We start from the raw sequence: 25,583 nt of genomic DNA on the forward strand, positions 1-25,583 counted from the left end.
ACCGCTTTGTAGAGAATGCGCAGCTCCTGTCGGTTCAGGGTGCCTTTTTCAAGGCGGTTGCGGTCAATGCCCGTTTTCAAAGACAGGCGCAGGGCGACAAAGTTGGGATCCGGAGCGTAGCGCTTGGCGTAGCTAATCAAAGCCTGAGCAGTGGATAGAGTGTCGTCTTGAACAGGGGGCAGCAGTGGTTTGCCGTCGATGAGGATGGCCTTAAGCCGGTCTGAAATCGTCTTGAGGTCGGTGATGGAACGGGTCAGAAACAAAACAAAGTAGGGGCTTTTGGGAAAGGCTTTGATGACAACCCGCAACGCCGGAGTACCTGCCAAAAGGTAGTCCGCCTCTTGGACGGGGCTAACGGTTTGACAAAGGCGGCTATTGGCCTGCAACAAGTCGCCGGCGTAGGTGCCTAAACGTTCTAGGGCTTGCTCCTCTTGGGAGTCGCTGGCATAGGTTACTTTGGCTACTGTGGCACCGTCAGTGACCCGCCCTGTCAAGACGGCAATGAGGCCAGGGAGTCCAGCAATATGCTGCTCAATTACACTTTGCAGGGTGCGGACAGCCATGCTCTCCTCTGAGGTTAAGACTAGGTTTCCCCTTATTGTAGCGGTTAGGAAGCCTAACCTACGAATGTTTACTGATGTTAACGAAGCTCCCCGAGGAGGCTCAGCCCTCGCGCCACGGATCCCAGTTCTCATGAAATTTGCCTTCCAGAATGGCCTGGCGCATTCTTTGGGTGTAGCGCACGAGCTCCGTGATGTTGTGGATGGAAAGCAGAGTGTAGCCCAGGATCTCTTGGGCGCGGATGAGGTGGCACAAATAGGCGCGGCTGAAGTGGCGGCAGGTGTAGCAAGGGCACTCAGGATCGATGGGATCCAGGCTGCGGCGGTGTTCGGCATTCTTGATGTTCCAGCGTTGGCCGCGGCTGATCACGGTGCCGTGGCGGGCATAGCGCGTGGGAATGACACAGTCAAACAAGTCCATGCCGGCAGCCACTGCCGCCCGCATCTCGGCATAGGTGCCCACCCCCATGAGATAGCGGGGGCGATCGGCTGGCAAGAGGGGGGCTGTTTGTCGCACCACCGCGTGCATTAGCTCCACCGGCTCTCCTACGCTGACGCCGCCGATGGCATAGCCGGGTAGATCCAGCCGACAGACTTCTTCCGCTGCCTGCCGACGCAGCTCCGGGTAAACCCCCCCCTGAACAATGCCAAACAAAGCCTGATCGGAGCGGCGGTGGGCTTCCACGCAGCGCTTCAGCCATTGAGTAGTCCGCCGCACCGCTGCTGCCACCGCCTCAGGGCTAGCAGGATAGGGCGGGCACTCGTCAAAGGCCATGATGACGTCTGCCCCCAGAGCATTTTGGATTTGGATAGACAGCTCCGGAGTGAAATGGATAATACGGCCATCGCGGGGCGAGCGAAACGTTACCCCTTCCTCGTCGATTTGGCGGATGGCGCTGAGGCTAAAAACTTGGAAGCCGCCTGAATCCGTGAGGATGGGGCCTGGCCAGCCCATGAAGCGGTGCAGGCCCCCCGCCGCTTGAATGATCTCTTCGCCGGGCTGTAGGTGCAGGTGATAGGTGTTGCTGAGGATAATGTGGGCGCCGGTTTCCTTGAGTTGAGCAGGCGTGAGGGTTTTCACATTGGCCAGCGTTCCCACCGGCATAAAGCAGGGGGTTGGGATCTCGCCGTGGGGGGTAGTGAAATAGCCGGCCCGCGCCTGCGTGTTGGGGCAGGTGCCCTCGCAAACAAAAGTAAAAGCCGCCAAGGTTAGCGCTCTGGATCCACTGCCTGCGCAGCCGAGCTTAGCATAAGAGTCGGATCCCCTTCTAAAGCCCCCCAGCCCTTGACAGGGATCCCCTTTCTTGGGCATTCTTATAGATCGCCGCGGAACTGGCGGAATGGTAGACGCGCTAGATTCAGGTTCTAGTGGCAGCAATGCCATCGGGGTTCAAGTCCCCGGTTCCGCATTCTTTTGGCTTGGTTGCTACCTACTCCATCACCTCAACGTAGAGCAAGCTCTAAAAGAATCTTGCTTGGCTGCAGAACTCCTGTGAGGCCGGCAAAGGCCGTAACTTTTAGAGAGTCAGCTCTTTTTCGATTTGGGAGAGCTTGATACGAGCAAGAGCCAAGTTGCCTTTCTCTCGATCCAAAGCCAGATAGAAAAATAGCCCAGGTATGTGCTTAAGTAGATACATCAGGTGATACTGAGTCTCCAGAATAATAAGTATCTCTTCGATTCTGTCGGTGAACTTAAGAGACTCTGCAACTCGCATCTTGGCGCGGATCACCTCTGTGTTTCCGGCAATGGCCAACTCCAGATTAGCTTCGGGAAAGGCAGGGCTGTTGGTGCCCTTAAACCCCAGACACATTCCGGTCTTCCAGTCCCCCAAAGCGACGCCCAGTGCCCCGTCAATGGTGAGAGCCTTCACCAGACTGTCTTGAAGCTTGTTCATAAGGCTGCCCTATCCCAGAAGCTTGATCCTAAAGTGCGTCCGATCATGATAGGCCCTTCATTAGAAGGTTTCAACTTAAAAATACTAGAACTTGTTTATTATTAAGATAAGTACAACTAAATGCTAAATGCGTTAAGCGAGAGTCGTCGAGATTTTCTTGCCTTTACGTGCATCTGTATAGCTTCTTGAAAGCCAAGTCCCTGAGATCACGCTGGCTTTCTATGAAAACAAGGGCATCTCCCCCAAGGCAGGCAGTACGGCTCCCGCTTGGTTCGTTTGGGGGCATAGATCCTTGAGGATTTCGGCAAGGCGGTCGGGGAGTTATGCTGGGGTTGTCTCTTTTACCAGGCTGCTGAGGTTCACCCACGGCAGCGCCGGATCCCGTCTCTCCAGCTTGACCCATGCCCAAGGCTCCCCTTCCCCCCAACGAAGAAGAGCGGCTGGCTGCCCTACGAGAGTATCAAGTTCTCGATACAGCCCCTGAAACTGCCTTTGACGAGATCGTCCGGCTTGCTGCTTACATCTGCGGCACGCCCATTTCGCTAGTAACTCTTATTGACGAGCATCGCCAGTGGTTTAAGGCCAAGTTCGGCATTGAGGGCATCGAGGAAACGCCGCGGGATGTGGCCTTCTGTGCCCACGCCATTCTCTCGCCCAAAGAGCCGCTGGTGGTGCCCGATGCCACCCAGGATCCGCGCTTTGCCGACAACCCTTTTGTAACCCAAGAGCCGCATATTCGCTTTTACGCCGGTGTGCCCTTGGTAACGCCGGAAGGGCAAGCGCTGGGTACCCTCTGCGTGGTGGACTACCAACCCCGCCAGCTCAGCCCGGAGCAATTGGAGCAGCTCAAGGCCCTGGCCCATCAGGTGGCAGCCCAACTGGAGCTGCGCCGCACCTTGCGGGAGTTGGCCAAGGCTCCCTTGCTTCCCAAAGCTGGCGAGAGCAAGCCTGCTCGCAAAAACCGCTTTCTCCTCAAGGTCAGTGCTGGCCTGGGCCTGGCTGCCCTGATCTTGGGCGGGATCGCCTACTCTGCCCAGCGCAACGCCAGTCGCCTGCCCCAACTGACGGAGCAAGTGGCCGATACCCTGGAAGTGATCCAGAACCTGGAAGGATTGCTCTCAGAGATCCGTGCTGCCGAGGCAGGTAAACGGGGTTACCTTTTGACCAACGAGACTCGCTACCTCGACGAGTACAAGACCAGCCTTGAGGCCCTTCCCACTCGCCTCAGCCGGCTGCAAGAGTTGACAGCCGACAACCCTCTCCAGCAAGAGCGCCTAAAGCGACTGGAGCTGCTTTTGGAACAGCGCCTGAACCTTGCCCAAGATCTTATCCGGCTCCGGGATCAAGAGGGGCTGGCCGCTGTTCAAGAAGCCTTGAAGAGGGGCGAAGGGCAAAGGTTGATGGAGCGGATCGCCAACCTAGTGGAGGCGCTCCAGGAGCAAGAGCGGCTTCTGTTGCAGCAGCGCAGCGAGCAGTTCCAGCTTGCTTGGGTTAGAACCAATGCCATCCTGCTGGGGGGGCTGGCTTTTACCTACTTGCTGTTGGCCGCAGTTTATGCCCTCATTCGCCGCGAAACTGCTGAGCGGGAGCGGGCGGGAACCTTCCTCAAGCAAGAGCGGGACTTTACCAACGCCATCCTCGACACGGCAGGCGCTGTGGTGGTGGTCATGGATCCCGAAGGGCGCATCCTGCGCTTTAACCGCGCTGCCGAGCAGCTTTCTGGCTATTCGCTGGCAGAAGTCAAGGGCCAACTGCTCTGGGACTTGGGCTTGATCCCGGCGGGGGAGATGGCCGGCCTGAAGCAAGCTTTTCAACAACTTAAGGGCAGTCGCTCCCTTTTCTTGAATCGCTATGAAAACTTCTGGCGCACCAAGCAGGGGGCGCTGCGGCTCATTGCTTGGACCAACACCGCCCTGGTCAACGCCGAGGGCGAGGTGGAGTTTATCATCGGCACCGGCATCGACATCACCGAGCGCAAGCTGGCGGAGCTGGCTCTCAAAGAAAGCGAAGAGCGCTACCGGGATCTCTTTGAAAATGCCAGCGATCTCATTCAGGCTGTCGATGCCGAAGGGTACTTTCTCTACGTCAACCGCGCCTGGAAGGAGACCCTGGGCTACGACGAAGCTCAAATCCACCAAATGAGGGTTTTCGACATCATCCACCCCGACTATCGAGAGCACTGCCAGGTGGTTTTCCAGAAGCTTTTGGCTGGCCAACCTCTGGACAAGGTGGAGACGGCCTTTGTGACTGCCAAGGGCGAAACCATCTGGGTGGAGGGAAGTGTTAACTGCCGCCTTGAAGATGGGGTGATGGTCTCCACGCGGGGCATTTTCCGCAACATCACCGAGCGCAAAAAAGCTGCCGAGGAGCTGGAGCGGCAGAGCCGGCGGGCCCAACTGCTGGCCGATCTCAGCTTAAAGATCCGCCAATCGCTGGATATTGCCGAGATCCTGGAAACGGCAGTAACGGAGATCCAAGCCCTGCTCAGGGCGGATCGCGTTTTGGTCTACCACTTCCAGCCGGATGGATCCGGGATCATCTCCAACGAGAAAACCCAGCCCGGCATCCCTTCCCTTGTGGGCGAGGTGATAGAGGATCCCTGTTTTCAGGAAAAATATGCTGAGCTCTACAGCCAGGGCCGGGTTCGCGCCATCAGCGACGTGGAGGCCGAAGGGCTGGAGCCCTGCTACCTGGAGCTGCTGCAAACAATGCAGGTGAAGGCCAACCTGGTGGTGCCCCTCTTCATGGAGCAGCGGCTATGGGGGCTGTTGTTGGCCCACCAGTGTTCTGCACCCCGCCAGTGGCAGCCGTTTGAGATCGAGCTGCTGGTACAACTGGCCAACCAAATCGGCATTGCCCTCACCCAGGCAGAGCTCCTGGAGCGGGAGCGCCAGCGCAGCCTTGAGCTAGAACAAGCCCGCAAAGCGGCAGAGCAGGCTTCTCAGGCCAAAAGCAGCTTCTTGGCCACCATGAGCCACGAGATCCGCACCCCCATGAACGCGGTGCTGGGGATGACGGGCTTGTTGCTGGAGACGCCCCTGACCCCCGAGCAGCGGGACTTTGTCGAGACCATCCGCATCAGCGGCGATGCCCTGCTGACCCTCATCAACGACATCCTGGACTTCTCCAAGCTGGAAGCCGGGGAGATGGAGCTGGAGATCCTGGACTTCGACCTGAGGGCCTGTTTGGAGGAGGTGGCGGATCTCTTTGCCCCCACTGCCCACGCCAAGGGCCTGGAGCTGGCGGTGCTTATGCCGCCGGAAGTGCCCCGCTATCTGCGGGGGGATGCGTCGCGGCTGCGCCAAATCCTCAACAACTTGGTGAGCAACGCCATCAAGTTCACCCATCAAGGGGAGGTGGTCATCCAGGCCGAGCTGCTGCAGGAGACGGCCACCCATGTCCAACTGCGGCTCTCGGTAAGAGATACAGGGATCGGAATCCCCAAGGAAGCGCAAGCCAAGCTGTTTCAGCCCTTCACCCAAGTGGATGCTTCTACCACCCGCAAGTACGGGGGCACAGGGCTGGGCCTGGCCATTTGCAAGCAACTGACAGAGCTGATGGGGGGCAAGATCTTCCTAGAGAGCGAGGTGGGCCGCGGCAGCACCTTCAGCCTCGAGCTGACCCTGGAAAGACAACCCTACGCCCGACAAATCTCCCAGCACCCCGCCCGCATCCCTGTCAATCTCCAGGGCAAGCGGCTGTTGGTGGTGGACGACAACGCCACCAACCGCAAGATTGTCCGCTGCCAGGCCACCGCTTGGGGCATGGTGGTGGAAGAAGCCGAAAATGCCTACCAGGCTCTGGACAAGCTGCGCCAGGCTGCGCGGGAAGGGATCCCCTTCCCCTTGGCGGTTTTGGACATGCAGATGCCGGAGGTGGATGGGGAAACCCTGGGCCGCTGGATCAAGGCGGATCCCGAACTGTCCCCGACGCAACTGGTGATGATGACCTCGCTGGGGTTGGGGGAGCACTCCCGCCGCGCCGCCGAGATTGGCTTTGCTGCCTACCTAACCAAGCCGGTCAAGCAAACGCGATTGCAAGAAGCTCTGGTCATGGCGCTGGGCAAGTCTTCCGGCCTGGCCACCGCGCTGCTGGGCATGGGCCCACCCCTTTCGCAAAGTGCGCCCTCCGCCAGCCGCCCCCAGCAACCCCTGCGCATCCTCTTGGCCGAAGACAACCCCGTCAACCAAAAGGTGGCCCTGCGCCAGCTGCAGAGCTTGGGCTACCTGGCGGATGTGGTGGCCAACGGCCAGGAGGTGCTGGATTTGCTGCAGCAAGTCAAGTACGACCTCATCCTCATGGATTGCCAGATGCCGGTGATGGATGGCTACGAGGCCACCCGCCGCCTGCGCCAGCAGGAGCGGGGATCCGGCCACCGCACCGTGGTGATTGCCATCACGGCCAACGCCATGCAGGAGGATCGGGAGCGCTGCCTGCAAGCGGGCATGGACGACTATCTCAGTAAGCCGGTGCTAAAGGAGGATCTGGAAAAAGTGCTCAACCACTGGAGCCAAAGGATCGCCCCTTCCGCAGCAGGAGCAGCCAACGGGGCGGCTTCGTCCGATCCGCCTTCTCCTGAAGCTGCCGGCGGTGCCCCTGCTCCCACGCTGCCCTACCCCATCGACGCCGCCTACTTGGAGCGGGTTACGGGAGGTGACCGCCAGTTTCAGCGGGAGCTGCTGCAGGTGTTTGTCCAAGATGGCCAGGACCAGTTGCCGCGGCTGCGCCAAGCTCTTGCAGCGGGTAATGCCGAAGACTTGAGGAAAATTGCCCACCGCCTCAAGGGAGCTAGCGCCAACGTGGGAGCCAATGCCTTTTGTCAAGTAGCCCGCGAGCTAGAACACCTGGGGGTGCAACTGGCGCAGCCGGGATCCCCGGCTGATGACCCAAAATGGGCAAGCGCTTCCCAGGGCCTGGAGGAGCTGGAGCGCATCTTGGCCGACATTTGCCAGTACCTGCAGGAATTGGAAGGCTAGGGCGATCCCAGACTTGTCGCCCTCACCCCCAGCCCCTCTCCCAAAAGGAGATGGGGATCAAGCGGCGAACCATTGGAGGTAGGAGGAACAAATTGGCGCGGCTGTTTGGCTGCGCTCTGGCTCGGAACTGCAGCAAAAGCCCGGCTGCTTGATCAGTCTGGAAGAGGACAGCCGGGCAGAAAGTATCTAGCTAGTGCTTCGACCCAATCAGGCGGGCTGGGATCACATCAGGCCAATTTGAGAGAGGATCCCTTGGCCGGTCAGCAACTCGGTGGCCACGCCGATCACAAAGCCCAACATCGCCAGACGGCCATTCCATTTTTCGGCAAAGGTGGTAAAGCCGAACTTAGCTTCTTGGTTTTCCATAGTCTTAACTCCATCAAGGGGTGACATCTCTAATGTGGCTCAAGTATTAAAAACTGTCAAGTTTTGTGTCGAGAGCTAACAAGTGCAGCTTCTCCCCTTGACTCAGCGCCTTTGGTATTGGCGGTCGCCAAACAGGACTTGCCGTTCCTCGTCGCTGAGGGGCTGGTCTGGGGATCGGCGCGCCTCTGCCAACAGTTGCAGGCCCTTCTGCACAGCAGGGCGGGCCTCGATGGCTGCCAACCAGCGTTTGACGTTGGGGAACTCTTCGATGTTCAGCCCCTGCCGTGGGTAGCTTCGCATCCAGGGGAAGCTGGCAATGTCGGCGATGGAGTAGTCGCCCGCCAGGTACTCCGACTCGGCCAAGACCCGTTCCGCCACGCCAAACAAGCGCCGGGTCTCGTTAACGTAGCGGTCGATAGCATAGGGGATCCGCTCTGGGGCGTAGTGCTGAAAGTGGTTGGCCTGGCCCATCATCGGCCCAATGCCGCCCATTTGGAACATCAGCCACTGGATGACGCGATAGCGGGATCCGATGTCGCTGGGCAGGAGTTTCCCGGTTTTCTCGGCCAGGTACATCAAGATGGCGCCCGACTCGAACAGGGCATAAGGCCGGCCTCCAGGCCCATCGGGATCCACAATGGCCGGTATTTTGTTGTTGGGGCTGATCTTGAGAAATTCCGGGTCGAACTGGTCGCCGCGGCCAATGTCGATGGGAATGACCCGGTAGGGGATCCCTAGCTCCTCCAGCAGGATCGAGACTTTGTAGCCGTTGGGGGTGGGCCAAGCGTAGAAATCCAGCATGGGCAAGGGTTCTTAGGCCGGTTGTTCTGCCCATTCTAGCCCGCCTACCCCAAAGCCCCCGGCATCAACCCCTTAGTGTTGGTTTTTCCTAAGCTTAAATCGGTTTCTTCCAATACACCAGCCCATCTTCTCCGTTGTTGTAATAGCCCTTGCGGCGTCCCAGCAATTGAAACCCTGCCGATTCATAGAGGTGGATGGCGGCGTGGTTGGAAGCCCTCACTTCCAACGTGGCCCAGCGACAGCCTGCTACCCTAGCTTGGTCTAGGAGCGCTTCTAGGATCCTGCGGCCCAAGCCTTGTCGCCGGTGACCGGGATCCACCGCCAGCGAGATGATGTGGGCTTCTTCTTCGATGCGCCAGAGGATGCCAAAGCCCACCAGCGCTGGTGCTGTTTGCGTCGCGAGGTCTGGAGAGGGAAGGGAGAACTCTGTTCGGCCCGAGCCACAGGAAGCGCCAACGGCAACCGGTTCCGCCACAACCCCAATCACCGTGCTGGTGGGCCGTTCCAGCTCCGCGCGATAGCCCTGTTCCCCCCAGTGTCCGCCGTAGCAGCGTCGATCCAGCTCCAGCAATTGGGGCAGGGCGGTGATGTCGAGCATCTGCAGCCGATAACTTGTGCTACTCATGGTGGTCTAGTCCCGCAATTCGCAGAACTCCGATAGCAACAACTGCCCAAAGGGATCGTCATCCGGGGCGGCGTAGGGCAGGGCTCGGCGGCTAAGGCTCAAGATCTGGCCCCCCGATTGGGGATGGGGCTTGAGCTCGTAGTCGATCCCTTCTTGGAAGCCGGCCTCTTGTAGGTAATCTTGGGCGGCTTTGAGGATCCCTGCTCGCAGTTGGGCTTTGACGGCAGGGGCCATGAGGTGGCGAACAAACCAGCGGGCGCTGTCGGGATCCACCTCAGCAAGGTATTGGAGAGCGGGGGTCAACACCGCGGAGCGCTCTTGGGGAGAGAGTCCGTTGACCTGCTGCGCCACCGCCGGCACATCCCGCCGTTGCAGGGCCGCGATCAGGGCTTGGATGGCTGGAGAAAAGGTGGGATCCATGGCTGGGGATACCAGAGGGCTTCGAGGGTACGGACAAGGTCCGCCGCTTCCGCAGGAGAGGGAGGATGGGGTAGACAGACCGTGACATGGCCCAGCTTGCGCCCGGGGCGGGCAGGGGTTTTGTGGTACCAGTGCAGCGTGGCATTGGGGATCCCCGCCAGGCGCTGCCGCTTTTGGGCATAGTCACTGCTGGAGTGCTCATAACCCAAGAGGTTCACCATCACTGCCCCCCCACACTTGAGAGAGGGATCCCCCAAGGGGAGGCCGGTGATGGCCCGCAGGTGCTGCTCAAACTGGGAGGTGTGGCAGGCTTCCAGGGTGTAGTGGCCGGAGTTGTGAACCCGCGGTGAGATCTCGTTGATCCAGATCCCGGCCTTGGGGTGGGGCGGCGGCACCCAGAAGAGCTCGATGGCGAACACGCCCACCGCGTCCAACTTGTCCATCACCTTGACCGCCAGGTCGCGAATCTCGGCCTCGACAGTCGGGGGAATGCGGGCGGGCGCCAGCACATAGCGGCAGACCTGCTCGATCTGCACAGTTTCCACCACCGGGTAGAGTTGGATCTCCCCCGCCAGCCCGCGGGCCACGATCACCGCCAGCTCCCGCTCAAACGGGATCCACTCTTCCAGCAGCAGCGGGATCCCGGCATACTCGGCCAGAGCCTGTTGCAAGGTTGCTCGGTCGGGCAGGATGCGGGTGCCCTGGCCATCGTAGCCCTGCCGCCGCCGCTTGAGCACCACCGGAAAGCCCAACCCAGATAAGTCTGCCGTCTCCGCAGGGCAAAAGGCCGGCACCGGCACCCCCAACTCCGCCAAGAACTGTCGTTGGTGCAACTTGTCCAGCAGCGGCTCTAGGGTGCTCAGGCGAGGGCGAAAGCGGGATCCCTGCGGATCCAACTTGCGCAGCTCCGGCAGCGGGATGAACTCGTTCTCAAAAGTTACCACCGGGCAGCGTTGCAGCAACTGGGCTGTGGCCTGAGTGTCCGTCACAGCACCCCAGACCACACCGTCGGCTACTGCCACCGCCGGATCGGTGGGGGCAGCGGCCTGCACGATCAGCGGGATCCCCAAGGGGCGGGCCGCCAAAGCCAACATCTGCGCCAACTGCCCGCCGCCGATCACCCCCACCGGTTGGAAGCTCTGGGTTTTTGGGGATACCTGGGGTTCCACCACTGTCTCGCTATACTGACGGGTGTGCTGCTATCTGTTGCATCTTGGATCCAGAAATCATTATGGGATCCCTTGCCCTCGAGCGCTAGGAGCAAAACAGTGCAATCCCCTCAACCCTCTGAGCTCAGAGCTTTGATTGACCGGGCCTTGGCAGATAAGATCTTGACCCGTGCTGAACAACAGCAGATCCTCAATGCCGTCATGGCCGATCAAGAGATTTCCCCAGAAGAGCACGAGCTGCTGGAATTGGTTGTGGAGCGCCTAAGCAGCGGCGAGATCCGAGCCGTCGATTGAACCCCATCCCCAGGTTCTCCTCAAAACTTCGGAGAACGGATCCCTACTTGGGCTGCCGGGCACTCTGTCGTCCTGGGCCTGCTCCGGTGGGCGGATCGCCTAGAATAATTCAGAACCCACCTGTTTCTGCTGCCATGAGTTCTCGCTCTTCAGATTGGTTCACGCGGGCTCGCCACCTTTTCTACGGCGCGGCCACTGCCCTGGTGGAGATCCTCCAAGACCCGGAAAAGCGGGCCGAAAACCTCAACCGCCTCTCGATGGATCTGGCGCAACTGGCAGCAGAACTGGAGCAAAAGGGGGAGCTGATCGAACAGGAAGCCGTTCGTTACGTCGAAGGTCTCAGGGATGCGGCTGCCAACGCCCCCGCCCCAGAGAGCGAGAGGCCCGCCCCTGCCGAGAGCAGCCCCCCGACCACGGCTTCCCCTGCCCCTATCTCCAAAGAAGAGATGGCCGAGCTGATGGAGCTGATCCACCAGATCGAGTCTTTGCGCCTGGATCTGGAGCGGTTGCGCACCGAGCCTCCCTCTGCCTCGTCCTGAGTCTTGTGCGGTTCGACGTCATCACCCTCTTCCCAGAATTTTTTGCAACGCCGCTGCGCATTGGGCTGGTGGGCAAAGCCCTGGAGCAGGGGATCGCCGAGGTTCACTGCACCAACCCGCGGGACTTTGCCACCGACAAGCACCGCCGGGTCGATGATGAGCCCTACGGGGGTGGGGTGGGCATGGTGCTCAAGCCAGAGCCCTTTTTTGCTGCCGTCGCCTCCCTGCCCCGCCTGGATCCCCGCGAGATCATCTTGCTCACGCCGCAGGGACAACCGCTGCACCAGGCGCTGCTGCAAGAACTTGCCCAAAAGGCGCAGCTCATCCTGCTCTGTGGCCAGTACGAGGGCTTTGACGAGCGGATCCGCCAATATCTGGCCACCCGCGAGGTGTCGCTGGGCGATTTTGTCTTGACGGGGGGGGAGATCCCGGCGCTGGCCCTGATCAACGGCGTGGTGCGGCTCTTGCCGGGTACAGTTGGTAAGATAGATTCGCTGAGGAGCGAAAGTTTCGAGACGGGGCTGCTGGAGTATCCCCACTACACCCGTCCGCCGGAGTTTCAAGGGCACAAGGTGCCGCCGGTGCTTCTCTCAGGCGACCACCGAGCCATCGCCCGTTGGCGTCTGCAACAGCAGTTGGTTCGCACCTGGCGAAGGCGGCCAGACCTGTTGGCCAAACGCCCCCTCACGCCCGAAGAACAACAGTTGCTGGCAGAGGGGCTGGCCGAGCAGCACACCGATGTAGAGGAACAGGATCAATGTTTGTAAACCGTCTCCGCTCCCCCCTCAACCCCCGGCGCGGGATCCCTGCGGCCCTGGGTCTGCTTCTGCTGGGGATCCTGGCCAGCGCCGAGGTTGCCTTGGCCCAAAGGGGAGATGTCAATGAGGCCATCCGCCGCGACCGCAACGTCCAGTTGTTCGACGGCACCAGCATCGACATGAACGATCTCCTGCGGGCCGCCGAGTTTCTCTCCCGGCAAAATGCCGCCTCGCGTTGGGACAGCCGGGCAGAGATCGACGCAGCGGTAGAGCAATTCAACCAATCCCGCCGTCGCTCTCTTCCGCTTTCTCCCGGCTCCTTGACGCCTGAGCCCGCCCCTTGAGTGGGATCCCACCCCCGCCAGATCTGTTAGGATCACAAAGCTAATCTTGTGTGCGCTGAAAGGTGGCGCACCGTTTTCGGGATCCAGCAGGAGATACCGCCGTGGTTAAGAGCACCTCTTCCAGCAAAGCCGATACGGAGCAACGTTTGGATCCCGCCAGCCGGGGCCACTCCAAAGACAGTTCCACCGAACCCAAAGGAATCCCGGGCTTTATCCAAGAGACCCGTGCGGAATTGGGCAAAATTGTCTGGCCGAGCCGCCGGCAATTGATCGGCGAGTCGGCAGGCGTCTTGCTGATCGTGTTGGCTTTTGCTTCCTTCATCTACCTGGTCGATCAACTGTTTGCCTGGGTAGCCACTCAACTGTTCTCGTGATGTTTTGTCCTAGAGGATCCCTGTCTTTGGGGGCAAGAGAGCTATGGATGGCTACAGGGAGGATGCGAGGTGATGAGCACAGAGCAGCAGAAACGTCGTGGGCGCCCTGTGGAACACTTTGAGCCTGCAGACGCGATCCCGGAAATGGAGGAGGGGGAAGGACAAGGTCGCCGTAACCTGCGCTGGTACGCGGTGCAGGTGGCCTCAGGCTGCGAAAATAAGGTGAAAAGCACCCTGATGCAGCGGGCGGCTGCTTTGGATGTGGCAGATCAGATTGTCGAGGTGGTGATCCCGAAGCGGACGGGCTTCAAACTGGATCGAGCCGGCAAGCGCCAGGAACAAGAGGAAAAGGTCTTTCCCGGCTATGTCCTGGTGCGCATGGATCTCAACGACGACACCTGGATGGTGGTGAAAACCACCCCCAACGTGATCAACTTTGTCGGCACGGAAGAAAAACGGGCCTATGGTCGTGGTCGGGGCCATGTGACGCCGCGGCCCCTCAGCCAGAGCGAAGTTCAGCGTATCTTCAGCAGCGTCGAGGTGGAGGAAGTGCCCCTCAAAATCCAGATGGCGCCTGGGGATCGCATCGAAGTCCTCTCCGGCCCCTTCCAGGGTTTCTACGGCGAGGTGGTGGATGTCAGCCCGGAGCGGGGCAAGCTCAAGGCTTTGATCTCGATTTTCGGGCGCGACACCCCGGTAGAATTAGAGTTTGGTCAAGTGCGAAAAGAGGTGTAACCGCGTTTCATGGCTAAGAAGTTGGTGGCCGTGGTCAAGTTGGCCATTCAGGCGGGCAAGGCCACCCCCGCCCCTCCCATCGGCCCGGCCCTGGGCCAGCACGGGGTCAACATCATGGCCTTTTGTAAGGAATACAACGCCAAAACGGCGGATCAAGCCGGCATGGTGGTGCCTGTAGAGATCTCCATCTTCGAGGATCGCAGCTTTACCTTCGTCCTCAAGACGCCACCGGCTTCGGTGTTGATCAAGAAGGCTCTGGGTATTGAGTCCGGCTCCAGCGAGCCCCACAAAACCAAGGTGGGATCCCTGACGCGGGCGCAACTGCGGCAGATCGCCGAGCAGAAGCTGCCGGATTTGAATGCCCACGATGTGGAGGCGGCCATGAAAATTATCGCCGGCACCGCCCGCAGCATGGGGGTGACGGTGGTGGATTGATGAAGGATCTTCAGTCTGATTGTTGTCTTGAAGTTTTGGGGGAGAGAGGTTCTCGCCAGTACCCCGAGGAGAAACGATGGCTCGAAAACTGTCCAAACGTATGCAGGCTTTGCGGGAGAAGGTGCAGCCCATTGCCTATCCCCCCGCGGAAGCTTTGGCCCTGATGAAGGAGACGGCCACCGCCAAATTTGACGAGGCGGCAGAGGTTCACATCCGCCTGGGGATCGATCCCAAGTACGCCGACCAACAACTGCGCACCACCGTCGTCTTGCCCAGGGGCACCGGCCAAGAGATCCGGGTGGCGGTGATTGCCCGCGGCGAGAAAGTGACGGAAGCCCAAAATGCAGGGGCGGATCGGGTTGGGTTTGAAGACCTGATCGAGGAAATCGGCAAGGGCATGATGGATTTTGACCTGCTGATCGCCACCCCCGATGTGATGCCCCAAGTGGCTAAGCTGGGGCGGCTGCTGGGGCCGCGCGGCCTCATGCCCTCTCCTAAGGGGGGAACGGTGACCATGGATCTGGCTCAGGCCATCAAAGAGTTCAAAGCCGGCAAGCTGGAATACCGGGCCGACCGCACCGGCATTGTGCATTTGATCTTCGGCAAGTGCAAGTTCCCCGTCGAAGCGCTGCTGGAAAACCTGAAGGCGGTGCAGGAATCCATCGATCGCAACCGTCCCTCTGGGGCCAAGGGCAAGTATTGGCGAACCCTACACGTTGCTGCTACAATGGGTCCCTCGATCGAGGTTGACATCAATGCCCTGCGGGAGCTGAAGCTGGCGACTTAAGCCTGGCTTTGGCGCTGCGATGGGAGAAGAGGGTTTGAGTTGACGGATTTACAGGAGGATCCCGGCAAAGCGTCTTTATACAGCCGAATATCGAGCCGAAGACAGCAGGTGCCCACGGGCTTAATGTCCTGCCGAGGTTTGAGCACAGTCTAGAGGGATCCCTTCTGGGGTCGCTTTTGATGGAGCGCTTATCTCAGTGCGTCTCGGCCTTGGCTGGGACGCATTTTGTTTGGCGGATCTCTCTTCCACCGGCAATCCCCATTCAACCCTGGGTGACCATTGACAACAAAGGAGGTGAGCGCATGGGCAAGCAACCTGTAGCGAAGAAAGCGGAGATCGTCGATGAGGTGCGATCCCTGCTGCAAGCCAGCCAAATGGTGCTGGTGATCGACTACAAGGGGCTGACCGTTTCGGAGATGAACCAACTGCGGGCAGAGCTGCGCAAGTCGGATTCGGTTTGCATGGTTGTTAAGAATACCCTAATGCGGCGGGCCATCGCCGACCAAAAAGCTTGGGCAGGGGTTCTCCCCTTCTTGGCAGGGCCGACGGCCTTTATCTTGATTCGGGGCGATATTGCAGCTGCCCTGAAGGCGTATCAAGATTTTGCCAAGCAAACCAAGAAAACCGAGTTCCGTGGCGCCGGTATCGAGGGGCTATCCCTGACCTTGGATCAGGCCAAAGCCATCGCCGAGCTGCCGCCCAAGGAGGTGCTCATGGCCCAAGTGGCGGGCGGCCTTAAGTCGGTGGCCACCGGCTTGGCGGTCGGGATCAATGCGGTGCCCACCCAAGTGGCGCGCGGCATCCGCGAGATCCCGGCCTCGCTGGGGCGGGCCATCCGGGCCATTGCCGACAAAGAGGCCGCCTAAAGGGCTTCAGCCCAAACCTGACGTTAACCATTCTGTTACCCCTAAGGAGAAACCATCATGCCTTCAGAGCGCGTTGCAAACATTTTGGAAGAGTTGAAAGCCTTGAGCTTGCTGGAAGCTGCTGAGTTGGTAAAAGCCATCGAAGAAGCCTTTGGCGTCAGCGCGGCGGCCCCAGCCGGCGGTATGGTCATGGCCGCTCCCGCGGCCGCAGCGGCAGCAGCTCCGGCGGCAGCCCCTGAGCCGGTGGAGGAGCAAACGGCCTTTGATGTCATCCTCGAGGCTGTGCCAGCCGACAAGAAGATCGCCATCCTCAAGGTGGTGCGCGAGTTGACCGGCTTGGGCCTGAAAGATGCCAAGGATCTCGTCGAGGCCGCTCCCAAACCGGTCAAGGAGGGAGTTGCCAAAGAGGAAGCCAACGACATCAAGAAGAAGCTGGAAGAAGCCGGCGCTACTGTCAAGATCAAGTAGCTCCGGTGGCGGGGAGAGTGCCTCTCTCTCTTCTGACTAGAAAGCAAACCAAACCCAAGAGAGGGGCTGTTGTAGCCCCTCTTTGGCCGTTGCCCACCTGACTCCGTTGACGTGGGTTTCAGATCCCTGCGATGCCGAAGACTAACGTGCTGAGCGGATCCCTGCAGGCCAGCTCAGCCCAGAATCCAAGAGACTAACTCGAACCCCAGGCACCGCCACAGGCCCTGTCCACCTTTGGGGTTCTGCTTGTCGGCTATGGCTCTAGGCCATGGACTTGCGGCGGTTGCGCCGGACGGCTACCGCTTTGCGCTTGCGCTTTTCCAGGTTGGTTTCAAAGTGGCGATGGTTGCGCAGATCCCGCAAAATGCCCGCCTTGGAGACCTGGCGCTTGAAGCGGCGCAGCGCCGATTCGATCCCTTCGTTTTCGCCAATCGTCACCTGAGTCATAAAGAAGCTATCTCCTCCGTCGATGAGTAGAACGAAAGCACAATCGGGATCCCTATCCTAAACCATCTCCGCCCTGCTGCTGACGGTTACAGGGCGCGGCTGCCAAAGTTGAGGCCCGAAACCACCTCACCCTCTCTCAAATTCACGACAAACGAGGCCGTTGTTCCGGTGGAAGGCGGCGGAGAAGGCGTTGGCGTTGGGCTGGGGGCGCTGCCGATTACGGATTGTACAAAACCCACAAAGCTGGACACCCGCGTGTACACCCCATAGAAATTGGGCTGGGCGCAGCCTTTGCCAAAACTGGTGATCCCGGCCAGCGCAAAGCCGCTGCCGCTGGGCACGATCAAAGGCCCACCGCTGTCCGCCTGACAAGTATCGACTCCCCCCTGGGGAAAGCCGGCGCAGAGCATGGTGTCTAAAATGGTGCCATTGTAGGACTGGGGCGCGTTGCACACCTCGTTGGCGACGATGGGAACTTCGGCCTGTTGCAGATCCAGAGCAAAGCCGCTGGGTTCCTGGTCAAGGTCGCGGGGGAAAGTGGCTCCCCAGCCGAGGATGGTGGCAAACGTGCCGGGGGCGGTCAGGCTGGTTTGGTTGGGCTGCACCAGCGGCAGGGTAGCCAGAGCCACCGGCCGAGAGAGGCGCACCAGGGCGATGTCGTTCCCCCCCAGTTGCCCCACCCGCGGATTGTAGCCGGGGTTGATGACGATCTGTGCGGCGCGAATGCGCTGGCCGGCACCGATTTGCAAGCGGTTGGTACCCAACAACAGATCCAGGTTGCGCGCGTTCACCACCTGCTGGCCTTGATCGTTGAAAAAACAATGGGCGGCGGTGAGCACCCACTCCGGGGCAACCAGGGATCCAGCGCAAAACTGCGCCTGAAAAGGATCCGGCTCAGCCGCGTTCAACAGGGCCACCATCCAGGGAAAGGCCCCCGGCTGAGCAGGTCTGCCGCCGACAATCCGCTCCAGCCCCGATCCCGCGCGCGGCGTGGTGAACACCCGCCCCGGAGGCAAAAGGGCGGTGACGCGGTAGGTGCCGGGGGGCACGTTGAAAAAGCGGAAGTTGCCGTTGGCATCGCTGAGGGTGCTGGGCTCCCCCCCATCGAGGCGGCCATTGCCGTTCAAGTCCAAAAAGGTGGTGATGCTTGCCAGCCCTGGTTCTCCCGGATCCCGCAGGCCATTGCCGTTGAGGTCGTCAAAATGGGATCCCTCGATGCGTCCTGCAGGAGGGGCCGGGAGTGGCGGCAGGGGGCGACCGGAATCCCCTCCGCCACAGGCGCTGAGGCCCAGAGCCAGCCACAGCCCTACCAAAGGAGACCAAGAGTGAGGCCGGCTGAGACGGACGCGGAACTTTGAGGGATGAGCCATGGGCAGCTTCTCCGGGATGAAGAAGGGGGGTAGCGTCCGAGGGCGAGGGGCAGGGAGAGAGCCTGCAGTTCCTCAGCCGGCTTTGTCAGCCAAAGGATATCGTACCAGCGAAGCCCCTCGCGTGCGGAGAGAGGAAAACGTGATGCGGCGCTCGGATCTCCTCAGTTGCCTAAAACCCCAGATTCCGGCGCTCGGATGTGCAGCTTGCCTCTTGCCGCCTCTGGAAGTGGGCTGTAAAACCAAGTTGGGAGGGTGTGTGGCAGATGAATATCGCGGTCTTGGGGTTCAAGGGGGGTGTGGGCAAAACCACTACAGCGGTGCACCTGGCCCTCTACCTTCAACAACGGTGCGCAGCCCAGGCAAGTACACCCCAGGTGTCGCTGCTGCTCGACGCCGATCCCAATCGCTCCGCCTCTCGCTGGGCAGAACGGGGCTCCCCCTTTCCTGTCAAAGTGCTGGCCGGGGATCCCACCATGTCTACGCCTGGCGGCTTTCAGCATACGCTGATCGACACCCCCGCCCGCCCCACCCCCGAACAGTTGAGCCTGCTGGCGGAGCGGTGTGAATTGTTGCTTTTGCCCTGTTCTCCGGATGCCTTGGCCCTGGATGCCCTGATGCTGACTGTCAACGCCCTGGATCGTTTGGGGGCAAAGCACTACAAAGTCTTGCTGACGCTGGTTCCCCCCTGGCCTAACCGGGATGGGGCCGAGGCCCGCAGCTTTCTGCAAAAAACCGGGATCCCGCTCTGCCATCATTCCATTCGCCGCACAGTGGCCTTTCAGCGGGCCGCGCTGGAGGGGGTCTGCGTCAACCAGCTCCCGGATCCCAGGGCCAAGCAAGCCTGGTCAGATTACGTTGCGGTGGGAGAGGAAATCCTGTCATGAGCAAGTTTGAGCGCCTGCTCGACCGCCACCCGCCTCCGAAAAAGCTGAGCGCCCAGGCCTACAAGATCCCTGAGCCGCCGGAAGCGCCCGCCAAGCCCAACGGCGCGGAGTACGTCAAGCTGACCGCCTACATCCGCAAAGAGACGCACCGAGCCGTGAAGCGCCTCCTGCTGGAATCGGATCAGGATCTGTCGGAGCTGATCGAGGCCTTGCTCGCCCAGTGGCTGCGCTCTCAATCGGGAAAGATTTGAAATCAGGGAGGAGCGACATTGCCAGATCCCGCTGTCGGGGATCAGATGAAACACACGGATTCCGGTTGAGAACCAGATAAGAATAAGATGAAGTGGCGTGAGGCAGGGATCCCCGGACGCGAGGTGGGGCCGTTCGCGAGAGCGGGACGGAGCCCTTGGGCACGCTGGGCGAGGGGACGTCTGCGCTGCAAGAATGTCACGCTCTTTTAGGTGCAAAGGGATCCTTAGTATGCAAGCCATCACCCTGCTCGGCTCCACCGGCTCGATTGGCACCCAAACTCTGGACTTGGTGGCCCAGTATCCAGAGCGTTTCCAGGTTGTCGGCCTAACCAGCTACAGCAATGTCGTCCTTTTGGCCGAGCAAGTGCGGCAGTTTCGGCCCCAGATTGTGGCCATTGGCCGGGAGGAGCTGCTGCCGGAACTGCGGTCGCTGCTGACCGGGATGCGACCCCTGCCGGAGTTGGTGGCAGGCACGGAGGGGCTGTGTCAGGTGGCGGCTCACCCGGCGGCCCAGCGGGTGGTGACCGGGATCGTCGGCTGTGCCGGCCTCTTGCCCACGCTGGCCGCCATCCGCGCCGGCAAGGACGTTGCCCTGGCCAACAAAGAGACCCTGGTGGCAGGCGGCCCGGTGGTGCTGCCCCTGGTACGAGAGTACGGGGTGAAGCTGATCCCGGTGGACTCGGAGCATTCGGCCATCTTCCAATGTTTGCAGGGGGTGCCGCCGGGATCCCTGCGCCGCATCTGGCTGACAGCCTCAGGGGGGGCCTTTCGCGATTGGCCTGCCGAGCAACTGGATCGGGCAACTCTGGCGGATGCCCTCAAACACCCCAACTGGGTGATGGGGCGCAAGATCACCATCGACTCGGCCACCCTGATGAACAAGGGCTTGGAGGTGATCGAGGCCCACTGGCTGTTTGGTTTGGATTATGACCGGATCGAGATCCTCATTCACCCCCAGAGCATCGTTCACTCCCTGATTGAGCTGGCCGATACCTCGGTTCTGGCCCAGTTGGGCTGGCCGGATATGCACCTGCCCATTCTCTACGGCCTCAGTTGGCCGGAGCGCCTAACCACCCCTTGGGATCCCCTCGACTTGGTCAAGCTGGGATCCCTCACTTTTAAGGCGCCGGATCACCGCAAGTATCCCTGCATGGAGCTGGCCTATGCCGCCGGGCGGGCGGGCGGGACGCTGCCGGCGGTGTTGAATGCGGCCAACGAGGCAGCCGTGGCCTTGTTCTTGCAAGAGCGCATTCGTTTTTTGGATATCCCCCGCCTTCTGGAACGGGTCTGTGAGCGGCACCAGGTCATCCCCGCCCCCAGCCTGGAGGACATTTTGCAAGCAGATGCCTGGGCGCGCCAGCAGGTGGAACTCTTGGCGCAGCAGGCCCCGGCCCAGGTTCTGGCCTAATCCCTACCGGGGGGATCCGGCCCAGCGCTAGAGTGGGAAGAAGCTGGAGGAGCACCTGAGTGGCGGGATCCCATCTCCGACAACTGGCCCATTATCTGCGCCCCTATCGGCGCCAGGTGGTGCTGGGCATTGGATCCCTGCTGGTGGTGAACGGGCTGGGGGTGTTCCTGCCCTGGTACGTCAAGCTGGCCATCGACGATCTCAGCCAGAACCTGGCCGCGCTGTCGCCCAGCCGCATTGCCCTCTACGCTCTGGTGGTGCTGGTTGTCTCCACCCTGATGATGGGCATTCGCATTGCCTCGCGGGTGTGGATGTTCGGCGTAGGGCGGCAGGTGGAGTTTCGCCTCAAGCAGGCCATCTTCGAGCATTTGCTTACCCTGCAGCCTTCCTACTTTGCCCAGCAGACCATCGGGGATATTCTCACCCGCATCACCAGCGATGTGGAAAATGTCCGCCGCCTACTGGGCTTTGCCCTGCTCAATTTGGCCAATACAATCTTTGCCTACGGCACTACGCTGCCGGCCATGTTGGGTATTGAGCCGCGTCTGAGCGCCCTGGCCCTATCGGTGTTTCCGGTGATGCTGGGGCTGGTGAAGTTGACCAGCAACCGCCTGCAGCAGGAGCAGCTCCAGGTGCAGCAGGAGCTGGCGGATCTGAGCGATCTCATCCAGGAGGATATGAACGGCATCACCCTGATCAAGGTCTATGCCCAGGAAGAGCGCGAGCAGAGGGAGTTTCGCCGCCGCAACGAGCGGCTGCTGCAGGCCAATTTGCGCTTGGCCCTCACCCGCAACCTGCTTTTCCCCTCCTTGGTGGCTTTGGTCAGCCTGAGCCTGTTGCTGCTATTGGCGGTGGGAGGGCCGCAGATTGCGGCGGGACGGCTGACGATTGGGGATTTTTCCGCCCTCACCCTCTACGTGGAACGGCTGGTGTTTCCCACCGCTCTGCTGGGCTTTACCATCACTGCCTACCAGCGGGGCCAGGTCAGCCTGGAGCGGATCGACGCGCTGCTGCGGGTAGAGCCCAGCATCCGCGATGCCCCGGGTGCTTTGCCCCTACCGCTAGAGAAGGTGCAGGGGCGTATCGAGGCTAGGGGTCTGACTTTTGCCTATGCCAATACGGGATCCGCAACGCCGGCGCTGCAGGATCTGCACTTTTGCATCGAGCCGGGGCAACTGGTGGCGGTGGTGGGGCCGATTGGGGCGGGCAAGTCCACCCTGGCCAATGCCCTGCCCCGCCTGCTGGAGATCCAGCCGGGGCAAGTGTTTCTGGATGGGCAGGATATTACCCAGCTTCAACTGGGATCCCTGCGCCGCGCCATTGCCTACGTGCCCCAGGAGAGCTTCCTCTTCAGCGCCACCGTTCGGGACAACATCCGCTATGGCAAGCCCCAGGCGGAAGATTGGGAGGTGGAATGGGCCGCCAAAGCCGCCCACATCCACGCCGAGATCCTCCACTTTCCCAAGGGCTACGACACGCTGGTGGGGGAGCGGGGCATCACCCTTTCCGGCGGCCAGCGGCAGCGGGTGGCCCTGGCGCGGGCGTTGCTGGTGGATGCGCCGATTTTGATTTTGGATGACTGCCTCTCCAGCGTGGACAACCAGACGGCCCAGGCCATTCTCCGCCACCTGCGCCAGGCCACGGCCCAGAAAACGGTGATCTTGATTACCCATCGCCTCACGGCGGCGGTGGAGGCGGATCAGATCTGGGTCATGGACCAAGGTCGCATCGTGCAGCAGGGATACCATGCCCAGTTGTTGGCCGATGCCGACGGCCTCTACGCCCGCCTCTGGGCCAAGCAAAAGCTGGAAGAGGCCCTGGCCTAGGTTTTCTCTGGCCAGAAAGCCGGCCCAGCGGCTACCCTAAGCTGCAAGGCTGTGGGGAGGGGCAAAAGCATGGGAAGCAACGGGATCGATCTGCGCCAATTGCTCGGCCAAGCCGGGATCCAACCCCAGTTGGTCCAGGGATCCCTAGAGGGGGTGCAGGTCAGGGGTCTATGCACCGATTCGCGCCAGGTGCAGGCCGGGGATCTGTTTTTGGGGATGCCGGGATCCCACGTCGATGGCGGCGAGTTTGTCCGGGCGGCGCTCGCTGGAGGAGCGGCGGCGGCCCTCATCTCGCAGGAGGCGTGGAAGCAAGTCAGCGGAGAGGCTGAAGGGAGCAGTCAGCCCATTTTGGTGTGGCCCCGCGCCGGCTTGAACCGGGCTGTGGCCCAGGTGGCGGCAGCCTTCTATGGCTTTCCGGCCCGCCAGCTCATCCTGGTAGGGGTGACGGGCACCAACGGCAAAACCACCACCACCCATCTCATCGAACATCTGCTGCAGGCTGCCGGTCGCCCCACTGCCTTGCTGGGCACCCTCTACAACCGCTGGCCCGGCCACTGCCAGGTAGCCCCCCACACCACCCTGTTTCCGCTGGAGCTGCAGCGCAGCCTGAGAGAAGCCAAGGCAGCCGGCGCCGAGGTGGCGGTGATGGAGGTCAGCTCCCATGCCCTGGCCCAGGATCGGGCTTGGGGGTGTAGCTTTGCCGCTGCCGTCTGGACCAACCTCACCCAGGATCACCTGGATTTCCACGGCAGCATGGAAAACTACTGGCAGGCCAAAGCCACCCTGTTCCGGCCGGAGTACTTGCAGGGGCGAGCGGTGGTCAACGCCGACGACGAGGGCGGACGGCGGCTGCTCGAAGCCATCCCAGCCCCTCTGGAGCCCTGGGCCTACTCCCTGCAGCCCCTCGAAGGGATCCCTGCCCTCTGGCCCAGTGACGTTCAACTTCACCCCAACGGCCTGCAGGCAACCCTGCACACCCCTTTGGGCAGCTTTGCTGTGGCAGCGCCGCTGGTGGGATCCTTCAACCTGGCCAACCTGCTGGCGGCAGTAGGGGTGGCGCTGCACCTGGGGATCCCTGTTGAGGTTATCCAGTCGGCCCTGCCCCATTTTCCCGGTGTGCCGGGGCGGATGGAGCGGGTGAGCCTGCCGGGGCAGGACATCACGGTGATCGTAGACTATGCCCACACCCCCGATGGGCTGGAAAACCTGCTCAAGGCCCTGCGCCCCCAAGTTCAAGGCCGGCTGATCTGCGTCTTTGGCTGCGGCGGGGATCGCGACCGGGGCAAGCGCCCGCAGATGGGCCGCATTGCTGCCACCTGGGCCGATCGGGTGGTGGTGACCTCCGACAACCCCCGCACCGAGGATCCGCAGCAGATCCTGCAGGACATTTTGGCCGGGATCCCTGGATCCCCCTGGGCGGTGGAGGTGGATCGGCGCCAAGCCATCCGCCTGGCCATCCTGGAGGCCCAGCCGGGCGATACAGTCGTGATTGCCGGCAAAGGCCACGAAGACTACCAGATCCTGGGCACCGAAAAAATCCACTTCGACGACCGGGAAGAAGCCCGCGCCGCCCTGTCCCTAACTCCCCTCTCCCTCAGGGAGAGGGGCCGGGGGTGGTCGCGCTAGCGGCGCGGAGCGCCTGGGTTGACTCCCTCAGGGAGAGGGGCTGGGGGTGAGGGTTAAGCTACTCCTGCCCTCTGTTCTGCAGCATCAGCTCCACAAACTCCCGGAAGAGATGGTCGGCATCGTGGGGGCCGGGGCTGGCCTCTGGGTGATACTGCACGGAAAAGAGGGGTAACTGGCGGTGGCGGATCCCGGCCACGGTGCGGTCATTGAAGTTAAGGTAAGTAACTTCTACTTCCTCAGCCGGGATCGAAGCGGCCTCCACCGCAAAGCCGTGGTTTTGGCTGGTGATCTCCACTTCCTTCTCCAGCCCACAGGGGTGGTTGAGGCCGCGGTGGCCGAACTTGAGCTTGTAGGTGGATCCGCCCAAGGCCAAGCTGAGGATCTGGTGGCCCAGACAGATGCCAAACATCGACTTCCCGCTTTGCAGCAGCGCCTGGGTGGTGCGGATGGCCGTCGTCTCTGCCGCCGGATCCCCGGGCCCGTTGGAGAGGAAGATCCCATCCGGGTTGTAACTCAAGATCTCCTCAGGGCTGGCGTGGGCCGGCAACACCATCACGCGGCAGCCGTAGCGGGCCAGGCGGCGCAAGATGTTGCGCTTGATGCCAAAATCCAGCGCCACCACCCGCAAGGGGGGATCCGGGATCCGGATCCCTTGGCTGCGGCCATAGTCCCAATCGGCGGGGGTGGGCTCCAGCCACTCGTAGGGCTGGGGCGTTGTAACCTCTGCCACCAGGCTCAGCCCCTGCATGGCAGGGGCCTGGCGCACCCACTCCAGCAAGGTCTGCGGATCCAAGATCTCCGTCGAAATGGCCCCGTTCATCACCCCCTGGGAGCGCAGCCGCCGCGTCAGGGCCCGCGTATCCACCCCGGCAATGCCCGGGATCCCGTGCTCTTTTAGGTACTCAGGCAGCGTCCCCGTAGCGCGCCAGGAGCTGGCCAGGCGCGACACGTTGCGGGCGATGATCCCGGCGGCCTGGGGCCGGGCCGACTCCTGATCCAGCTCGTTGATCCCGGTGTTCCCCAATTCCGGGCAGGTGAACGTGATCAACTGCCCCCGGTAGCTTGGATCCGTCATCACCTCCTGGTAGCCGGTCATGCCCGTGTTGAACACCACCTCACCCACCGCCGTGCCCTCTGCTCCAAACGACCAGCCGGCAAAGGCCGTGCCATCGGCCAGCACCAGCAGAGCCGGCTGCCGAGCGTGCCAGGGGAAGACTTTTTCCGGAACTTCAAGAGTTAGGGAGACCATAACCAGTGAACCTACAGCAAACAACCACAAGCCACCCATAGCTCCCCTCTCCCCTTGGGAGAGGGGCCGGGGGTGAGGGCTGACTCCCCTTGGGAGAGGGGCCGGGGGTG

27 protein-coding genes, 1 tRNA gene and 1 other annotated feature are annotated in these 25,583 nt (G+C 61.3%); of the genes, 17 read left to right on the top strand and 11 right to left on the bottom strand.

Annotation, left to right across the window (positions count from 1 at the left end):
• The coding region (locus tag NW844_RS04735; RefSeq protein ID WP_414333937.1) for a hypothetical protein at positions 1-563 on the bottom strand (563 nt) is incomplete at its 3' end.
• 100 nt (positions 564-663) lie between these two features.
• Positions 664-1,767, bottom strand: coding sequence for a tRNA guanosine(34) transglycosylase Tgt (tgt, locus tag NW844_RS04740; RefSeq protein WP_414333938.1), 1,104 nt, complete (start codon positions 1,765-1,767; stop codon positions 664-666).
• Positions 1,768-1,886: 119 nt separating this feature from the next.
• Here tgt and NW844_RS04745 point away from each other — a divergent pair.
• A tRNA-Leu gene (locus NW844_RS04745) sits at positions 1,887-1,969 on the top strand.
• A 108-nt stretch (positions 1,970-2,077) separates the two neighbouring features.
• Here the strand turns inward: NW844_RS04745 and NW844_RS04750 are convergent.
• Positions 2,078-2,455, bottom strand: a complete 378-nt coding sequence (locus tag NW844_RS04750) for a hypothetical protein (RefSeq protein WP_414333939.1) — start codon at positions 2,453-2,455, stop codon at positions 2,078-2,080.
• Between the two features lie 401 nt (positions 2,456-2,856).
• Here NW844_RS04750 and NW844_RS04755 point away from each other — a divergent pair, with 401 nt between their 5' ends.
• Positions 2,857-7,431, top strand: coding sequence for a response regulator (locus NW844_RS04755; RefSeq protein WP_414333940.1), 4,575 nt, complete (start codon positions 2,857-2,859; stop codon positions 7,429-7,431).
• Positions 7,432-7,653: 222 nt separating this feature from the next.
• On the opposite strand, the gene NW844_RS04760 is transcribed toward NW844_RS04755, so the two are convergent.
• The 5 genes from NW844_RS04760 to NW844_RS04780 form a co-directional block, all read right to left on the bottom strand.
• On the bottom strand, positions 7,654-7,824 hold the full coding sequence (locus tag NW844_RS04760) for a chlorophyll a/b-binding protein (RefSeq protein ID WP_414333941.1): 171 nt from the start codon (positions 7,822-7,824) through the stop codon (positions 7,654-7,656).
• Between the two features lie 75 nt (positions 7,825-7,899).
• Positions 7,900-8,598 carry a glutathione S-transferase N-terminal domain-containing protein gene (locus NW844_RS04765; RefSeq protein ID WP_414333942.1) on the bottom strand — a complete coding sequence of 233 codons (699 nt, stop codon included), beginning with the start codon at positions 8,596-8,598 and terminating at the stop codon, positions 7,900-7,902.
• A 94-nt stretch (positions 8,599-8,692) separates the two neighbouring features.
• Positions 8,693-9,223, bottom strand: coding sequence for a ribosomal protein S18-alanine N-acetyltransferase (gene rimI / locus NW844_RS04770; RefSeq protein WP_414333943.1), 531 nt, complete (start codon positions 9,221-9,223; stop codon positions 8,693-8,695).
• Positions 9,224-9,229: 6 nt separating this feature from the next.
• Positions 9,230-9,643 carry a hypothetical protein gene (locus NW844_RS04775; protein WP_414333945.1) on the bottom strand — a complete coding sequence of 138 codons (414 nt, stop codon included), beginning with the start codon at positions 9,641-9,643 and terminating at the stop codon, positions 9,230-9,232.
• Positions 9,607-10,812: a 5-(carboxyamino)imidazole ribonucleotide synthase gene (locus NW844_RS04780; protein ID WP_414333947.1), complete on the bottom strand. Its 1,206-nt coding sequence runs from the start codon at positions 10,810-10,812 to the stop codon at positions 9,607-9,609. The genes NW844_RS04775 and NW844_RS04780 overlap by 37 nt, the downstream gene beginning before the upstream one ends.
• 99 nt (positions 10,813-10,911) lie before the next feature.
• Here NW844_RS04780 and NW844_RS04785 point away from each other — a divergent pair, with 99 nt between their 5' ends.
• The 10 genes from NW844_RS04785 (at position 10,912) to rplL (ending at position 16,412) form a co-directional block, all read left to right on the top strand.
• Complete coding sequence (locus NW844_RS04785; RefSeq protein ID WP_414333948.1) at positions 10,912-11,106, top strand: hypothetical protein; 195 nt, start codon at positions 10,912-10,914, stop codon at positions 11,104-11,106.
• Positions 11,107-11,240: 134 nt separating this feature from the next.
• Complete coding sequence (locus NW844_RS04790; protein WP_414333949.1) at positions 11,241-11,645, top strand: hypothetical protein; 405 nt, start codon at positions 11,241-11,243, stop codon at positions 11,643-11,645.
• Between the two features lie 5 nt (positions 11,646-11,650).
• Positions 11,651-12,412: a tRNA (guanosine(37)-N1)-methyltransferase TrmD gene (trmD, locus tag NW844_RS04795; protein ID WP_414333950.1), complete on the top strand. Its 762-nt coding sequence runs from the start codon at positions 11,651-11,653 to the stop codon at positions 12,410-12,412.
• Positions 12,403-12,747, top strand: coding sequence for a hypothetical protein (locus NW844_RS04800; protein ID WP_414333952.1), 345 nt, complete (start codon positions 12,403-12,405; stop codon positions 12,745-12,747). The genes trmD and NW844_RS04800 overlap by 10 nt, the downstream gene beginning before the upstream one ends.
• A gap of 101 nt (positions 12,748-12,848) precedes the next feature.
• The gene (gene secE, locus NW844_RS04805; RefSeq protein ID WP_414333954.1) at positions 12,849-13,121 is read left to right on the top strand and encodes a preprotein translocase subunit SecE; all 273 of its coding nucleotides are present in this window, start codon (positions 12,849-12,851) and stop codon (positions 13,119-13,121) included.
• A 144-nt stretch (positions 13,122-13,265) separates the two neighbouring features.
• Positions 13,266-13,856, top strand: coding sequence for a transcription termination/antitermination protein NusG (gene nusG, locus NW844_RS04810; protein WP_414333973.1), 591 nt, complete (start codon positions 13,266-13,268; stop codon positions 13,854-13,856).
• A gap of 9 nt (positions 13,857-13,865) precedes the next feature.
• The gene (gene rplK / locus NW844_RS04815; RefSeq protein WP_011432849.1) at positions 13,866-14,291 is read left to right on the top strand and encodes a 50S ribosomal protein L11; all 426 of its coding nucleotides are present in this window, start codon (positions 13,866-13,868) and stop codon (positions 14,289-14,291) included.
• 76 nt (positions 14,292-14,367) lie between these two features.
• Positions 14,368-15,078 (top strand): 50S ribosomal protein L1, encoded by a 711-nt coding sequence (gene rplA / locus NW844_RS04820; protein WP_414333955.1) that lies wholly within the window; start codon positions 14,368-14,370, stop codon positions 15,076-15,078.
• 77 nt (positions 15,079-15,155) lie between these two features.
• Positions 15,156-15,315: a sequence feature (ribosomal protein L10 leader region), on the top strand.
• Between the two features lie 65 nt (positions 15,316-15,380).
• Complete coding sequence (rplJ, locus tag NW844_RS04825; RefSeq protein WP_414333957.1) at positions 15,381-15,944, top strand: 50S ribosomal protein L10; 564 nt, start codon at positions 15,381-15,383, stop codon at positions 15,942-15,944.
• Between the two features lie 57 nt (positions 15,945-16,001).
• A complete protein-coding gene (rplL, locus tag NW844_RS04830) occupies positions 16,002-16,412 on the top strand; it encodes a 50S ribosomal protein L7/L12 (RefSeq protein ID WP_414333958.1) in 411 nt (136 codons plus the stop codon).
• A gap of 261 nt (positions 16,413-16,673) precedes the next feature.
• On the opposite strand, the gene rpsU is transcribed toward rplL, so the two are convergent.
• Entirely contained in the window at positions 16,674-16,859 is a 186-nt protein-coding gene (rpsU, locus tag NW844_RS04835; protein WP_011432857.1) for a 30S ribosomal protein S21, read from the bottom strand.
• 86 nt (positions 16,860-16,945) lie between these two features.
• Positions 16,946-18,229 carry a trypsin-like serine protease gene (locus NW844_RS04840; protein ID WP_414333960.1) on the bottom strand — a complete coding sequence of 428 codons (1,284 nt, stop codon included), beginning with the start codon at positions 18,227-18,229 and terminating at the stop codon, positions 16,946-16,948.
• A 263-nt stretch (positions 18,230-18,492) separates the two neighbouring features.
• Here NW844_RS04840 and NW844_RS04845 point away from each other — a divergent pair, with 263 nt between their 5' ends.
• From NW844_RS04845 to NW844_RS04865, 5 genes are all read left to right on the top strand, one after another.
• Positions 18,493-19,113 (top strand): ParA family protein, encoded by a 621-nt coding sequence (locus tag NW844_RS04845; protein WP_414333961.1) that lies wholly within the window; start codon positions 18,493-18,495, stop codon positions 19,111-19,113.
• Positions 19,110-19,364, top strand: a complete 255-nt coding sequence (locus NW844_RS04850) for a hypothetical protein (RefSeq protein ID WP_414333962.1) — start codon at positions 19,110-19,112, stop codon at positions 19,362-19,364. The genes NW844_RS04845 and NW844_RS04850 overlap by 4 nt, the downstream gene beginning before the upstream one ends.
• A gap of 229 nt (positions 19,365-19,593) precedes the next feature.
• Positions 19,594-20,772, top strand: coding sequence for a 1-deoxy-D-xylulose-5-phosphate reductoisomerase (locus NW844_RS04855; protein WP_414333964.1), 1,179 nt, complete (start codon positions 19,594-19,596; stop codon positions 20,770-20,772).
• Positions 20,773-20,831: 59 nt separating this feature from the next.
• Positions 20,832-22,598, top strand: coding sequence for an ABC transporter ATP-binding protein (locus tag NW844_RS04860; RefSeq protein ID WP_414333966.1), 1,767 nt, complete (start codon positions 20,832-20,834; stop codon positions 22,596-22,598).
• 69 nt (positions 22,599-22,667) lie between these two features.
• Complete coding sequence (locus NW844_RS04865; protein WP_414333968.1) at positions 22,668-24,224, top strand: UDP-N-acetylmuramoyl-L-alanyl-D-glutamate--2,6-diaminopimelate ligase; 1,557 nt, start codon at positions 22,668-22,670, stop codon at positions 24,222-24,224.
• A 58-nt stretch (positions 24,225-24,282) separates the two neighbouring features.
• Here NW844_RS04865 and carA read toward each other — a convergent pair whose 3' ends face one another.
• Complete coding sequence (gene carA, locus NW844_RS04870) at positions 24,283-25,473, bottom strand: glutamine-hydrolyzing carbamoyl-phosphate synthase small subunit (RefSeq protein ID WP_414333969.1); 1,191 nt, start codon at positions 25,471-25,473, stop codon at positions 24,283-24,285.
• Positions 25,474-25,583: the final 110 nt, after the last annotated feature.

It is taken from the genome of Synechococcus sp. H55.2 (genome assembly GCF_047462495.1).
GTDB lineage: Bacteria > Cyanobacteriota > Cyanobacteriia > Thermostichales > Thermostichaceae > Thermostichus.